The 15,477-nt window shown below is 30.4% G+C and carries 16 protein-coding genes; 6 read left to right on the forward strand and 10 right to left on the reverse strand.

What is annotated here, in order from left to right; all coding sequences use genetic code 11:
• Positions 1–133: 133 nt before the first annotated feature.
• The gene (locus tag LGK97_RS00505; RefSeq protein WP_226257775.1) at positions 134–1,162 is read right to left on the reverse strand and encodes an AI-2E family transporter; all 1,029 of its coding nucleotides are present in this window, start codon (positions 1,160–1,162) and stop codon (positions 134–136) included.
• Positions 1,149–1,655: a PRC-barrel domain-containing protein gene (locus LGK97_RS00510; RefSeq protein ID WP_226257776.1), complete on the reverse strand. Its 507-nt coding sequence runs from the start codon at positions 1,653–1,655 to the stop codon at positions 1,149–1,151. The genes LGK97_RS00505 and LGK97_RS00510 overlap by 14 nt, the downstream gene beginning before the upstream one ends.
• A 244-nt stretch (positions 1,656–1,899) precedes the next feature.
• Here LGK97_RS00510 and nagZ point away from each other — a divergent pair, with 244 nt between their 5' ends.
• The 4 genes from nagZ to LGK97_RS00530 all read left to right on the forward strand — a co-directional run bounded on the left by nagZ (position 1,900) and on the right by LGK97_RS00530 (position 5,232).
• The gene (gene nagZ, locus LGK97_RS00515; RefSeq protein ID WP_226257777.1) at positions 1,900–3,120 is read left to right on the forward strand and encodes a beta-N-acetylhexosaminidase; all 1,221 of its coding nucleotides are present in this window, start codon (positions 1,900–1,902) and stop codon (positions 3,118–3,120) included.
• 116 nt (positions 3,121–3,236) lie between these two features.
• A complete protein-coding gene (locus LGK97_RS00520) occupies positions 3,237–3,710 on the forward strand; it encodes an NUDIX hydrolase (protein ID WP_226257778.1) in 474 nt (157 codons plus the stop codon).
• 155 nt (positions 3,711–3,865) lie between these two features.
• On the forward strand, positions 3,866–4,507 hold the full coding sequence (locus LGK97_RS00525) for an HAD family hydrolase (protein WP_226257779.1): 642 nt from the start codon (positions 3,866–3,868) through the stop codon (positions 4,505–4,507).
• Between the two features lie 209 nt (positions 4,508–4,716).
• Positions 4,717–5,232 (forward strand): hypothetical protein, encoded by a 516-nt coding sequence (locus LGK97_RS00530; protein WP_226257780.1) that lies wholly within the window; start codon positions 4,717–4,719, stop codon positions 5,230–5,232.
• A 547-nt stretch (positions 5,233–5,779) separates the two neighbouring features.
• Here LGK97_RS00530 and nifU (LGK97_RS00535) read toward each other — a convergent pair.
• The 5 genes from nifU (LGK97_RS00535) to LGK97_RS00555 are packed head-to-tail and all read right to left on the reverse strand — an operon-like array spanning position 5,780 to position 9,323.
• Positions 5,780–6,178 (reverse strand): Fe-S cluster assembly scaffold protein NifU, encoded by a 399-nt coding sequence (gene nifU, locus LGK97_RS00535; RefSeq protein ID WP_226257781.1) that lies wholly within the window; start codon positions 6,176–6,178, stop codon positions 5,780–5,782.
• Between the two features lie 17 nt (positions 6,179–6,195).
• On the reverse strand, positions 6,196–7,272 hold the full coding sequence (gene mnmA / locus LGK97_RS00540) for a tRNA 2-thiouridine(34) synthase MnmA (RefSeq protein ID WP_226257782.1): 1,077 nt from the start codon (positions 7,270–7,272) through the stop codon (positions 6,196–6,198).
• 9 nt (positions 7,273–7,281) lie between these two features.
• Complete coding sequence (nifU, locus tag LGK97_RS00545) at positions 7,282–7,707, reverse strand: Fe-S cluster assembly scaffold protein NifU (protein WP_226257783.1); 426 nt, start codon at positions 7,705–7,707, stop codon at positions 7,282–7,284.
• Position 7,708: 1 nt separating this feature from the next.
• Positions 7,709–8,890: a cysteine desulfurase NifS gene (gene nifS, locus LGK97_RS00550; protein ID WP_226257784.1), complete on the reverse strand. Its 1,182-nt coding sequence runs from the start codon at positions 8,888–8,890 to the stop codon at positions 7,709–7,711.
• Positions 8,883–9,323 carry an RrF2 family transcriptional regulator gene (locus LGK97_RS00555; RefSeq protein WP_226257785.1) on the reverse strand — a complete coding sequence of 147 codons (441 nt, stop codon included), beginning with the start codon at positions 9,321–9,323 and terminating at the stop codon, positions 8,883–8,885. Before LGK97_RS00555 ends, nifS begins: the two co-directional genes overlap by 8 nt.
• 168 nt (positions 9,324–9,491) lie before the next feature.
• Here LGK97_RS00555 and LGK97_RS00560 point away from each other — a divergent pair, with 168 nt between their 5' ends.
• Positions 9,492–10,673: a S41 family peptidase gene (locus LGK97_RS00560; RefSeq protein ID WP_226257786.1), complete on the forward strand. Its 1,182-nt coding sequence runs from the start codon at positions 9,492–9,494 to the stop codon at positions 10,671–10,673.
• A 106-nt stretch (positions 10,674–10,779) separates the two neighbouring features.
• Entirely contained in the window at positions 10,780–12,129 is a 1,350-nt protein-coding gene (locus LGK97_RS00565; protein WP_226257787.1) for an aminotransferase class V-fold PLP-dependent enzyme, read from the forward strand.
• A gap of 165 nt (positions 12,130–12,294) precedes the next feature.
• On the opposite strand, the gene LGK97_RS00570 is transcribed toward LGK97_RS00565, so the two are convergent.
• From LGK97_RS00570 to LGK97_RS00580, 3 genes are all read right to left on the reverse strand, one after another.
• Complete coding sequence (locus LGK97_RS00570; protein WP_226257788.1) at positions 12,295–13,203, reverse strand: AEC family transporter; 909 nt, start codon at positions 13,201–13,203, stop codon at positions 12,295–12,297.
• 78 nt (positions 13,204–13,281) lie between these two features.
• Complete coding sequence (locus LGK97_RS00575; protein WP_226257789.1) at positions 13,282–14,046, reverse strand: histidinol phosphate phosphatase; 765 nt, start codon at positions 14,044–14,046, stop codon at positions 13,282–13,284.
• 122 nt (positions 14,047–14,168) lie between these two features.
• Positions 14,169–15,230 (reverse strand): GerMN domain-containing protein, encoded by a 1,062-nt coding sequence (locus LGK97_RS00580; RefSeq protein WP_226257790.1) that lies wholly within the window; start codon positions 15,228–15,230, stop codon positions 14,169–14,171.
• Positions 15,231–15,477: the final 247 nt, after the last annotated feature.

Here is a 15,477-nt window from a genome sequence, read left to right on the forward strand (position 1 = left end):
CAATTATTAAATTATTTTTATACATTATAGCATATTTTACCTTGATACTTCAATATACAAATTATAAATATTTTTTTGTAGGCTTTTAAAAACAATTTCATATGCACAGCCTACAACTAAGCTTTTAAATATATCAAAATAAGTAATAGTTTAAGTCTTCATATATAACCTTGATTACTACCCCCAATGGAACTGCCACTATCATGCCCAAAATACCGCTAATACCACCGCCTATGATTAATAATAATATAACCGTTAATGGATGCATACTTATGCTATCTCCAATTATTTTTGGAGATAACACACTCCCCTCAATTTGCTGAAGGGCAAATAGCCAAACGGCTGTATATAATGCTGTTTTGGGGGAGATTAATAGCGCTATCAAAATAGCAGGTATCACTCCAAACAAAGGCCCGAAATATGGAATTATATTAAAGACCCCATTCATTAATGATAGTATTAAGGGAAAATCAACTTTCATAAACACTAAAATTAAAAAGGTAGCTACAGTTATAATTCCACATAAAACAAGTTGACTAATAATATATCTACCTAACACCTTGTCAATATCTTCTATAATCTTCTTTGTTATATTCCTGCCTTCAGGTGGCAAAATTATCAATGCCTTATTTATCATGTTTTCACTATCACTTAAAAAATAATAGATTATTAAAGGTGAAACCATATAAGTTATCATATTTTCACCTATGCCCATTATGGAATCAAATATTTTATCAAATATTAAAAATAACTGAGTATTTGATTTTTGATATACATTATTCATGATACTACTCATTACCTTGTTAGTTTTCAATACATTTATTTTCATATTAGCATTTACCAAGTATTTTTCTACATCCTCTATAGCCTTATTTATATTTAAACCTTCACTAAATATTGATGGAATTACAACTATAAATACTACTAATATTAAACCTAATAACCCACCTACTATCAAGGCAGAAGCTATCCTTTTGCCCATACCCTTTTTAACTAAAAACACATACAGTGGTTTTAATATATAAGACATAGCAAATGAAATAAATACTAAGCTTACTATTTGTTTAATGATAGGTATTCTAATTGCAATAAGAATTAAAACTAATAAAATAATTGAGATACCAATTATCACCATTAACTTCCTTTTACTAACTTTTCTCATTTGCTTTTCCCTCTGCAAAAAAATTATGAGGCATACTCTTAAAGCAGTATTGGTAATTACTTGAAGAATACAATATATTTTCTTCTCCAAGTATCAGTTCATTTATTAGCATTATTCTTTTACCTCTAATCAAATTTGCAATAAAACCTGAAGACAATATAACTCCTTTTATTTCAAAGGTGTCACCAGTAAACGTAATGTCCTCAACTATACCAAAAATATTTTTGCATTTATCTATTACATCCATATTAACAAAGCTACGTAAACATAAATATTTATTCTTTTCTACTTTTTTAATTACCATATGATTATTAAAATATATTATATCTTCTTTTAATATACTTACCTTTTTATTAAAAAGCTTAGTAGGTGATACTTCAAATCCAATCACTTTCCCTTTATTAAAGTCAATTAAAAGGTCTGTAATGAAGCCTATCTTTTTACCTTCAACACTTACAACATCCATAAACTTAAAATCTTTACTTTTAAACATACATTCTCCTACCTAGAAAGCTAATTATTTAGTAGAATAATTATAATTTTATATAATTATTAAGATTTCACATAAAATTAATATTTTCTCATAGTTATCCTTTCCAATTTAGATGAGAATTATTACACAAAATAAAGATAATTATTATAAATATAGTTATTAAAAATATACTTTTAAACAAATCATTAAGATATACTATTACTGATAGAAACTTAATCTTAAATGAAAGTGGTGGAGTTTTAAAATGAAAAAATTAATCCTAAGTTTGTTATTGATTTCTGGTTTATTTCTAGTTGGATGTAATATATTAAATCCTATCATCAGCCCTACCCCTAATCCCGAATCTAACAATGAAAGTAATGAAACAGAACTTGTAGAAATTGATGTTATAAAAAATAAGGTTGATGCTATGAGTTTAGATGAAAAAATAGGACAAATGGTAGTTGTTGGCTTTGATGGTTATACAATGAATGATAATATAAATAGTTTAATTAAAGATAATAAGGTTGGTGGGGTCATTTTGTTTAGTAAAAACGTGGAAAACTCTAATCAGTTAGCTGCCTTAGCTAACTCCATAAAAACTAGCAACGCACAAAACAAAACCCCTCTATTTATATCTGTAGATGAAGAAGGTGGGCGCGTATCAAGAATGCCGCCTGAAATTAAAAAGCTTCCTTCTAATAAAGTTATAGGAAAAAGGAATGATGGTGACTTTAGTTACAATATAGGTAAAATTATTGGTGAAGAGCTTAAAACCTTTGGGTTTAATATGGATTTTGCACCAGTGCTTGATATAAACAGCAACCCAGATAACCCTGTAATAGGAGACAGATCCTTTGGAAACAATGTTGATGTAGTTAATAACCTAGGAATTAAAACCATGAAAGGCATAATGGATAGTAAAATAATTTCTGTGGTAAAACATTTTCCTGGACATGGGGACACTTCTGTTGATTCCCATATAGGACTTCCCGTGGTAAATAAGACTTTAACACAGCTTAACAACTTTGAACTATTGCCTTTTAAGGAAGCTATAAAGAATAATGTAGATGCTATTATGGTTTCACATATTTTGCTTAGTAAACTTGATGTAGATTTCCCTGCAAGTATGTCAAAAGTCCTTATAAATGATGTATTAAGACAAGATTTAAAGTTCCAAGGTGTTATAATTACAGATGATATGACCATGGGAGCCATTATAAAAAACTATGACATTGGCGATGCCTCTGTTAAGTCAGTAAATGCAGGAAGCGACCTTATCTTAGTATGCCATGGCTTTGACAATGAACTAAAGGTAATTAATTCATTAAAAGCTGCAGTGCAAAATAAGATAATAACAGAAGATAGGTTAAATGAAAGTGTGTACAGAATATTAAAGCTTAAAGAAAAATATATTATTAATAATGATGCCGTAAACCCGCCAAATATTGATGAGCTTAATAATAAGATAGAAGAAATACATTGAGATGTATCTTATCTTTATCTTTATATTTATTCTATATTATGGTATTATTAAGCGAAAATTGTATTTTAAGATGATTCTGAATTAATAATTTATAATATAAATTTAGGGGGATAAGTATGCTTGTAAGAAATTCATCTAGGGCAATATTAATTAATAATAAAAATGAAATTTTGCTATTTAAATTTAAATTTGAAGATATTCAAGGTGAGAATGTTCTGTGGGTAACTCCTGGCGGTGGTGTTGAAGAAGGTGAAAATTTTGAAAAAGCACTAAAAAGAGAATTATTTGAAGAAACTGGATTGGTACTTAATTCAATAGGACCTTGGATATGGACAAAGGAAATGATATTTAAAGGAAAAGAAAAAGATTTCGTTAGTTACGAGAGGTATTATCTCATTAAAATGGATAGTACAGATATTTCTTTTGGAAATATGACACTTAACGAAGTAAGAACGTTAAAGGGGTTTAAATGGTGGGATATAAATGAGTTATTATCTTCAATGGAAGAGTTCTTCACACCACAAATCGGGAAACTTCTTTTAGAAATTATTGAGGGTAATATACCGAATAGTCCAATCGCTATCTCTTAATCTAAGTTTCTGTTTTTTCTTGTTTTGTGGTGAAGTGCCATATATTTAATACATACTTTTCTTATATTGTTTATCTATCTTAAAACTACGATAGATGAACAATCGTAGATTATTGCAAAATTAAGATAATTTAAATTAGGGGAAGGTGTATATAAATGGGGGAATTAAAACTTGTTTGTTTTGACTTGGATGATACTCTAATTAGAGAAATTCATTCCGTTATGTTGCCATGTATTTTAAATGGTAAAGAAAAAGAACACTCTTTCATTCAAGAACAGGAAGAAAAAGGGCTGATTAACTACAAATCAGCAGATTACCTTAGAGCAGAATTACTTTTAGGTCTTGAAGAACGTAAAATTGCTCAATCTTTTTTGGAGATTGCAAAACCTTTAAAAAATATCAAGAATGTAGTTGAAGCATTGCATGAACATAATATAAAATGCATTGTTATTACTGTCGGTCCAAAGCAAGTAGCCAAAGTTGTATGTGATATTTGGGGATTGGATGGTTATTATGGCAGTGATTACGAAGTGGTAGAAGATGCATTTACTGGAAAGATTCTTAATTATATTGGGGCTGAACAAAAAATCGATTGTTTACAAGATTTTTGTAAAAATAACAATATAAAATCTAACGAATGTCTTGCTGTAGGCGATGGTTCAACAGACATTCCAATTTTTCAATACAGTGGAAAATCTATCGCTATAAACAGTTCTCCGAAAGTTCAACAGAGTGCAATGTATGCTGTTGATACAGACGATTTAACAGATATTCTTAAATACATACTTATTGCATAATTCAAAGTATGCATACTTCGCATCTTTCTTTAAAGATCTACTAAATCAATTTCTGAGTTAGTGGGCAATCGTAAAATTACGCGAAGTAAGGGTAATTTTGCATTTGGGAAGTACTGATTTTTCTAATTTGGTACAACTATCGCAAAACTATGATTGATAAATAATTATAAAATAATGTGACTTAACAATAAAATGTTTGGAGGCAAATAATGAAGAAAAATATTAATAAAAATCTGTTTTTCTGTGCTTTTTTAGCATCATCTCTCTTTTTTATTGGAGGATGTGATAAAAAAGATATTGATTCGGACAAAATTAATGAAAAGCAAGTACAAACAATAGAAATTACTAACAATTCTACATTGGAGGACAATTACAAAAACAAAAGCATTACTAAAACAGTGGAAATTAGTGAATTGAAAAACGAGCAGATAAAAGAGATAATAGAGGATAAAGGTAGAGCACTAAAAAATGGGGTATATGGATGTATTAGTAAGGATGGAGGTAATTACTATGTATTTATTAATGGAGTAGACTACTGGTATTCCAATATTTCATTTAACGTAAAGGATAAATTATTGACTATTAAGTATGATACAAAGTATGAAAAAGGTTTAAGAGTTAAGCATCTTTCACTAATACAACCTAACAATGCAGAGAGTTTTGATGAAGTAGCATTAATCAACAATGGTAATAAAGAAACATTTAAAATATTATTTAATAATTAGCATTCTTATCTTTTGTAACAATGATTAGATTCAATGAATTTTAAAAGGTGGCGAATGTTACAGGTATACTTGATGCAATTAGTTCCATTGGTATTATAGAGTACATCCTTATAATGTTGACCTATATGGCAATTGTTGATGTGTAATTTAATGGAATTCAAGCACTCAATATTATATATAAATAAGAATTCAAGATAAATATACTAATATACAACATTCTTAAAAACAACCTTTGTTTTTCTATAATTCTCACTTATCTTAAGTTGAAAACAAAGTTAGTTTTTGGAATAAACTCTTTTTTTCTTAGAGGACGCTAACAAAAGTATATATCGCAAAGAATGCATTTGAACAAGCACTAGTAATTCTTAATTAATTTTATTTGAAGATGCGTAAAGAAAACATATGTCTGAGCGAAGCGAGTTTATGTTTTTAGCATCTTTAAATAAAATAAATTTTAGAATTACTCAGCGTAGTGAAAGCATTTCTAGCGATATATACTTTTCGTTATGGCATCCTCTAAGAAAAAAGTTTTCTACATTAACTATAACTATTTTAAATCATCATCCCAAAGCTCAAGGTTTTGAGACTCCCTATAATTGTTTATTGCATTATGTATTGTTTGTTCTGCAAGTACAGAACAATGCTCTTTTGAAGGTGGCAATCCTTCTAAGGCTTCAATAACTGACTTGTTTGTTAGCTTCCATGCTTCCTCTAATGTTTTACCCTTTATTAACTCTGTAGCAATACTTGATGAAGCTATAGCGGAACCACAACCAAAAGCCTTAAACTTAACAGCCTTTATTATGTTATCTTCAACCTTTATATAAATCTTCATTATGTCACCACAGTTGGGGTCTCCTGCCTCTCCAATGCCGTTAGCTCCACCTAATATTCCCACATTTCTTGGACTATAAAAATGTTCCATAACTTTATCGCTATACATCATAATTTAACTCCTCATCTTTATAAAACTTCCTCAATTATTCCTCCGCCAACTACTAAGTTTTCTAAATAGAAAACTACGGATTGACCCTTGGTTATAGCTCTTTGTTTTTCATCAAATACAACTTTCACCCTATTATTCTCTAAAGGAACTAAAGTAGCAGCTTGAGGCTTTGCAGAATATCTTATCTTAGCTGAAACTCTTAAATTTGAAGTTAGCTCATTGAACAAAATAAAGTTTAATTCCTTAGCTACAAGTTCTGTTTTAAAAATATCCTCTTCATCTCCTAAAACTACTTGATTGGTTAAGGGATTGATATCCGTAACAAAAATAGGTTTACCTACAGCTATTCCTAATCCTTTTCGCTGACCTATAGTATAATATACAATTCCTTTATGCGAACCTAAAACTGTGCCTTTCTTGTCAACAAAGTTACCAGGTTTTATTTCTCTACCACTATACTTCTTAATATAAGCTCCATGGTCATTATCAGGTATAAAACAAATTTCCTGACTATCTTTCTTTCTATAAACTTCCAATCCTATTTTTTCTGCAATATTTCGTATTTCAGGTTTGGAATAATCTCCACAAGGCATTAATGTGTGACTTAATTGTTCCTGCGTTAAACTATATAGAGCATAAGTTTGGTCTTTCTTATCATCATCTGCTTTTTTAAGCACATATCTATCTTCTTGTTTTTCAATTTTTGCATAGTGGCCTGTGGCTATATAATCAGCTCCAAGTGCCTTTGCTTTTCTTAAGAATTCCTCAAATTTGATAATCTTATTACAAACAATACATGGATTAGGAGTTCTGCCTTCCATATATTCATCAATAAAGTTATCAATAACATTTTTCTTGAAAGCATCTTTAAAATTCATCACATAAAATGGTATATCCAGTACATCTGCAACTCGTCTTGCGTCAGATGCCGCAGAAATAGAACAACATCCGCCTTCATTTTCTTCATAATCAGGATTATCTGGAGAAAGTTTCATCATTATTCCTATAACTTCATATCCTTGCTCTTTCAAAAGATATGCAGCTACAGAACTATCCACTCCACCACTCATTCCAATAACTACTTTTTTCTTCATTTATATCACCTATTCTCCGTGTACTTCACCATGTATATCGTCGTGTTCTACGTAATCCCATACCTCAAGTCCAGCTTTAATTCTATAATCATTAATTGCTTTATGAATAGCTTCTTCAGCAAGTACTGAGCAATGCATTTTAATTGGTGGAAGTCCATCTAGCGCTTCAGCTACTGCTTGATTTGTTAATGTCCATGCTTCATCTACAGATTTACCTTTAATAAGCTCAGTTGCCATACTTGAAGATGCTATAGCAGATCCGCAACCAAAAGTTTTAAACTTAGCATCTATAACCATATTATTTTCTATTTTCAAATAAACTTTCATTATATCTCCACACTTAGCATTTCCAACTTCACCAACTCCGCTGGCATCTAAAATTTCTCCAACATTCCTTGGGTTTGTAAAATGGTCCATAACTTTATCACTATACATATTATTTTTCCCCCTTTAGGTAGTCATCCCATAATGGTGACAAATCTCTTAATCTTCCAATAATCTTTGGTACTTCTTGTAATACATAATCTACTTCTTCTTCAGTTGTAGCATCACCTAATGATAATCTTAGTGAACCATGAGCTATTTCATGTGGAAGTCCTATTGCCAAAAGAACATGAGATGGATCTAATGAACCAGACGTACAGGCACTTCCGCTAGAACCTGCAATACCTACAGCATCGAGCATTAATAATATAGATTCACCTTCTATGAACTTAAAGATAATATTAGAGTTACCTGGAAGTCTACCATCACCAGATGGTCCATTTAATCTTGTATGAGGTATTTCTAATAATCCATTTATGAGTTTATCTCTTAAAAAAACTAATTTTTTATTGTTCTCTTCCATATTCTCTACAGCAAGTTCAATTGCTTTACCAAGCCCAACAATGCCAGCTATATTTTCAGTACCAGCTCTTCTATTTCTTTCTTGTCCGCCACCGTGTATTAAATTATCTATTTTAATTCCTTTTCTTACATATAAAGCTCCTACTCCCTTAGGTCCATAGAACTTGTGGGCAGCTAGAGATAATAAATCTATATTTAATTCTTTCACATCTACTGGAATATGCCCCACCGCTTGAACCGCATCTGTATGGAAAAATATTTTTTTACTTCTACATAATGCTCCAATCTCTTTTATTGGTTCTATTGTTCCAATCTCATTATTAGCAAACATTATTGACACTAAAATAGTTTTGTCTGTAATTGCATTTTCCAAATCTTTGATGCTGATAAGGCCAAATTCATCTACAGGTAAGTATGTTATTTCAAAGCCATTCTTAGCTAAATATTCACAAGTATGAAGTACTGCATGATGCTCAATAGTTGTTGTTATTATATGATTACCCTTTTGCTTATGAGCAGAAGCTATTCCTTTTATTGCCCAGTTATCTGCTTCTGAACCTCCGCCAGTAAAATAAATTTCATTTGAACTTGCATTTAAGGCCTTAGCAACTCTGTCTCTAGCGATATCTATGGCCTTATTAGTTCCTCTTGATAGAGTGTAAATTGAAGAAGGATTACCAAATTGCGTCGTAAAATAAGGCATCATTTCTTCTAAAACTTCTGGTTTAACGTATGTAGTTGCAGCATGGTCCATATAAATTGATCTATTCATTATCTTCCACTCCTTTAATTAATGTCATTTTATTGTAATCATCTACGATATCTTTTAAAGTTATCGAAGAAGTCACACTATCTATACTATCTTTTATCTTTTTCCATAACAATCTCGTAGCACAACAATCAATATTATTGCACGCTTCATCTTCCAAGCAATTTGATACCTCAATTGGCCCTTCAAGCACTTCAATAACCTCATGTACACTTATTTCTTGTGGTGCTCTATTAAGTATATACCCACCTTGCGCCCCTCTTATACTTTTTATAAGTTCAGCCCTTCTAAGAGTGGAAAATAATTGTTCTAAATAATATTCAGAAATACTTTGTCTTTCGGAAATACTTTTTATAGATACAGGTTCATCTCCATAATTTATTGCTAAATCTACCATTGCCTTAACTCCGTATCTTCCCTTAGTAGACAACTTCATATAATCACTCCTTCAAAGTAGAGTGTTTTACTATACTTTCTAAAATAATAATATCAACTCCTAGTAAACTTGTCAACAATAAATAATCAATTTATTAATTATTTTTTCCACTTCACTCACTTTTATGAGATAATTGAGACTATAAACTTAAACAAAGGAGATTATAATATGAATTCAAGCAGAATCCTTCGATGGTTAGAGGACATAAACTACCTATCCTCAGAGCTTCCTAAAAAACACAAAAATTTATTTTTTCAGAAAAACAAAAATGAATTTCTAAAAGAAATCGCTGCTATCAAAGCGGATATTGATGCGCTAACCGATTATGAAATAAAACTTCAAATTGCTAAAATTATTGCATCAATTGGAGATGCTCATACATTTGTACCACTACAAGTCAATCTTCTACTCCCTTTAGAATTTTATTGCTTTTCTGATGGGATATATGTTGTAGCTGCTCCTTTAGAATATAACCATATCCTCTATTGCAAAATAACAAAAATAAATCAAATTCCCATAGAGGAAGTTATTAATATCTTAAGCTCTATTATTTCCTACGAAAATGAAACTTATCTTAACTCTCAACTACCTAAGTTTTTACCTGCAATTGAATTGCTATATGACTTGGAGCTCGTGAATGCTGTTGATAGTTTAGAAGTAACATTTGAGGATAAGAGTAAGAAATTAAGAACTTTAGAAATTAAATCTTTTCCCTTAATGGAATCAAGGGAAAAACTCAGTTTAATTAATAATGCTTTGAATCATAATAATAATTTACCTCTTTATAGAAGATACAGTGACCAAAACTATTGGTTCGAATACATATCTAGCCTTAAAACAGTATTCTTTAAGTATAATGCTTGTAGAAACATGCTATCTAAAGATGTGGCTACCTTTTGCGTAGAATTAATTCAGTTCATTAAAGATCATAACGTAGAAAAACTAGTAATTGATTTACGAAATAACTTTGGCGGTAATTCTTCACTTCTAGATCCCTTTATTGAAAATATTAAGCATTGCAGTAAAATTAATAAAAAGGGTAGTCTTTTTGTGATAATTGGACGAGAAACCTTTTCTTCTGCACTATTAAATGCTTTATCCTTAAAAAACACTACTTCTGCAATATTTTTAGGAGAACCTACTGGTGGAAAACCAAACTGCTATGGTGAAGTACAACGCTTTAAACTTACAAACTCTGGACTTACAATTTGCTATTCTACTGAGTATTATAAAATAATTGAAGATGATTCCATACTATCCTTTATGCCTGATGTAAATTTAACTCTAACAATACAAGATTATGTAAATAATGAAGACCCATGTTTAAACTATATCATTAATAATTATTAAATCTAAAATTACTGTTATCTAGCTCTTATTTTATAAGTCCTTTTGTCACCTTTCCCTGCTAAAACTAATAGTATATACTGTGAATAATTTTAATAGGAGGAGTATTATGTCCTTTAAGGGCAATAGTCCAAGCTACAGAGACTTGATACTTGGCATAAATAATAAAGTACCACTGATATCCGGGAAAAAAGTAACTGCAATTAACTTTGATAATGCAGCAACCACACCACCCTTTAAGTCCGTTATGAAAGATATTTTCTACTTTGCCCCTTGGTATTCCTCTATTCATCGTGGTGAAGGCTATAAATCTCAACTAACTACTAAGTTATATGAGGATTCTAGGAATATCGTTAAGAAGTTTATTAATGCTGATGAAAGTAGCACAATAATTTATGTCAAAAACTCTACAGAAGCCTTTAATACACTTGCAAATTTATTATGTGATCCAAATAAAAAAAGTGTTATTTTATCAACAGATATGGAGCATCACTCCAATGACTTACCTTGGAGAGATAAATTTATAATAGATTATATATCAACAGATGCAGATGGTAAGTTTTCCATTACGGATTTAGAAAGCAAGCTAAATAAATATAAGAATAATGTAGAACTAGTTACTATTACAGGCGCTTCAAATATAACAGGTTATAAAAATCCTATTTATGATATAGCTAGATTAGTTCATAAATTCGGCTGCAAACTACTTGTAGACGGTGCGCAATTAGTGCCCCACGCAACCTTTTCTATGAATAATAAAAATCCAGAATGTAATATTGACTTTTTAATCTTTTCCGCTCATAAAATGTATGCTCCCTTTGGCACTGGCGTATTAATTGGCCCTAAAAGTATTTTAGATAAATGTGAGCCTAATTTGGTAGGCGGAGGTACTGTTGATATTGTTACTCATAATTATATAAAGTGGAACTCCTCTCCAGAGAGACATGAAGCTGGTTCACCAAACGTTATAGGCACTATAGCACTAGCATCTGCTATTAAAACCTTAAGCAAGATTGGCATGGATAATGTTGAGCATATAGAAAAAAAGCTAACTACCTATGCAATATCAAAAATGAAAGATATCCCGAACCTAAAAATTTATTGCGATACCTCTAAAGATGTTGACAGAGTTAGTATAATCCCATTTAATATTAATGGAATCCATCATTCTATAGTTGCAAAGATTCTTTCCTATGAATGGGGTATTTCAGTGAGAAGTGGATGCTTTTGCGCTCATCCCTACCTGGTTAAACTATTAGGTATTTCTAGTGAATTTATAAGCAATCGCATAGAATATCCTGATTTATACCACCCTGGAATGGTTAGGGTAAGTTTTGGATTATATAATAGTTGCTCCGAAATTGATATATTGGTTTATGCACTTAAAAAGATTTCGTCAAAAAAAGATTATTATATTACTAAATATGAAAATATGGAGAAAACCCTTTTTGATGTGTAATTCCTTTGCAAATTTTTATTTTCCGAAAAAAATAGTACACTGAGCTTTAACTAAGTGTACTATTTTTATATTGGTTTATTAACACTATTTCACTTCATATAAGTTGCTAATATTTCTCCATTGCATCCTGTGTATTTGCTTATGCAAATATTGTTTTACCTTATTCTATAAAAATAGTATCACTATAGGTATAGTTATTACAGAGACTATTGTAGTTATAAATACACATTGTGAAGCAAGTAGTCCATCCCCACCATATTTTTCAGCGATTATTGCAGTTGTTACCGCTGCTGGCATTGCTTGTAATACAACACATATATTTAGTAGCATTTCATCTGCATTTAACAGTTTTAACACTACATAAACTATCATTGGAACTACTAAAAGCCTAACTACCGTGGCATAGTATATAGAAAAATCAGAGAAAATGTCCTTGAATTTTAATCCAGCTAACATTGAACCAATAATTATCATAGATATTGGTGTGGTGGTAGATCCTACTAGTTTTAGCGAAGTTTCAATAGGCAAAGGTAATCTTATTGAAAAGATGAATAAAATCATACCAATAACTACCGCAATAAGCGCTGGATTTGTTATTGCCTTCCTTATGGATTTAAAATCCTTTTCCCCTGTATATAGCATTACCCCTACTGTCCACACTAAAATATTAAATGGGATATTGAATATCGCTGCATAAAAAACACCTATTCCACCGTAAATACTTTCAAGCACTGGGTAACCCATAAACCCAACATTGCAGAAAATTGTTATAAACCTAAAAACTTGTTGCTTGCTTTTGGGAAGCTTAAAGAAAAATAATTTACTAATAAATATTAAGCTTATGTGTATTAAAAATGAATATATTAAAATCTGCTGTGCATTTGCAATCATTTCCGCTTCATACTTAATATTAAAAGATGTTACTATCATAAAGGGTAGAGTTATATTTATCAATAATTCCGACAGCCCTTTGTCAGTTTCAACATTAAGAAATCTTCTTTTTTTAGCATAAAATCCGACAACCATAATTATGAATAATACGATAACTTGATTGATTAACTGACTATTTTGCATTTATCTTCTCCTTACTTCTGTTTAGTAAAAGTTATATTATTAATTTAATACTATAATATACGAAATCTATTAACTGGACTATGCAAATTCCATCTTTCTATTTCTAAAATAAACGGCCTTTAAGTTACATTCCTTGCACATTGCATTAGCTAACTCAAAATTCTTGCCTATATCCCCTGCATTATGGGCATCTGAACCTATAGTTACATACTCACCACCTATTTGTTTGTATGCTTTATAAATATTCATTAAATTATTATATGCTTCTTTATTATTAAATCTTCTAGTATTTATCTCTATTACTTTCCCACTATTTACTATTCCCTTTAGAACTTCATTTATATGTTCACTAAACTCATTGTAATGTATTTCTTTATCGTTAAAAGTAGCATATCTAGATATATAGTCAATATGACCCAAACTATCAATAAATGTGTATTTATTGATACAATTCACCATACTAGAAAGGTATTTCTCGAAAGCTTCTTTCTTACTTTTACCTTCGTAAAATTTAGGATTGTACACATCCTCTCCATCTGCTATATGTAAAGATCCAATTATATAATCAAAGGGATACCTACTTGCAACATCTCTATTCTCTTCCAAACAAATCTGTTGCATTCCGATTTCAACTCCAAGCATAAATTTGCCATCTTTATATTTTTCATAGTTATTAAAATATTTATCTATGTCAAAAGTGAAATCTGTTCCTGTTGGAAATTTAAAATCAAGATGTTCTGTTATAGTCATTCCCATTCCGCTTTTTCGGGCACATTCCAATGCGTCCTTAATCTTCATCTGTGAATCCCCAGAATACTCTGTGTGTATATGCGTATCAATCATAATTATTCTCCTTACCTTTCTTTATAATTATAGTAACTTTTATAACTTTATTATAACAAAACTTCACATAAAAAGCATAAAAATAGGATTACCAAGGGGTAATCCTATTGAATTTAATATTACTATTTATTATTAGTATAATCCACCATAAAAGCTTCACCTTTTTTCATTGCAATATGTCCAGAACTATAAGGCTCCCCTTCAACAGTTATATAGACCTTTTGTACCTTGTAATAATCTCCAATTGTGTTGGTTACACATTGGAGTATTTGGGACTCATAACCACTGCCTGCATTCATTTCCTTAGTAAATTCTCCTGAAAAGTCTATATATACAATATTATCTTGATTCAAGTAAAGGCTTTTTATCTTTGCATTTGGACTAAGTACCTTTCCAAGCTCATTACCAGTAACTTCTTTGAAGCTTTTCTCTAAAGTTTCTCTAGTTATATCGTTTGTATTAAATGATATCTGTTTATTTGTAATATAATTAAAACCATCATCTCCATTTGGATAATAAAACTTAACTGTTTGAACAAAAGGCACATTTTTTTCTATCTTGCTTAAAGAAGAACTTACCTCTGTACCATTTGATATGAATACTGTTTTAGCTAATCCAACATCTGCTGCATAATAATCCTTAATTGTGCTATCTTTTCCTACCGTTGTAACTTCTAGACATTCATAACTACCTGCTGGAGTAGTTATAGAAGTTTTAACATTAGTTATAGTTCGTACCCCACCATCTGCCAATGTCCATGAATTACCTTTTGTAAGTGGTTCCTTAAGTAAAACTTCTGCTTTATCATTGGTTTTCGTAGTAAAATCTTCTCTGTAATAACTTTCCCCTTTTGAAAATACCAGTCTTAATTCCCCATCTTTGATTTCGAGGACTTTTGCCATTTCTGTCCCACCATTATTAACTCGAATTTGCTGGTGATTCTCTTTTAAATAATCTACTTGGACAGAATAGGTTGCAAATTCATTACCAGTCCCAACATACATATATTTTACATCCTTTTGAAATGGATAATAATTCTCAATCTTTAATTTACTTTCATTGCCCTCTGTCTGAGAATTATCTATAACTTTTGGGGGAGGATTATTGGATGTTAGGCTCTTGTTGCAACCCATTAGTAAAAGCAACGTACTTACTATCAATATAACACAAATATTCTTTTTCATATTATCATATCCCTCCTGTTGTCTTGCAATATTGCCTCAAATTCTTTTTGAAAAATGGAATTCAATGCTACTGCTAATTATTGAATGAACCCTAATAAAACTTTTTAAGCTTTCATTCCTTTCTTCTATAATACCATAATTTATGATTATTTATTTCACTTATATTAATATAAAACGATTTTATCATATAAAAAGTTGCATTTTATTTAAAAATGTTGATTAAAATAATATATTTCAAAAATAAAAA

This window comes from Clostridium sp. CS001 (assembly GCF_020443565.1).
Classification (GTDB): domain Bacteria; phylum Bacillota; class Clostridia; order Clostridiales; family Clostridiaceae; genus Clostridium_AD.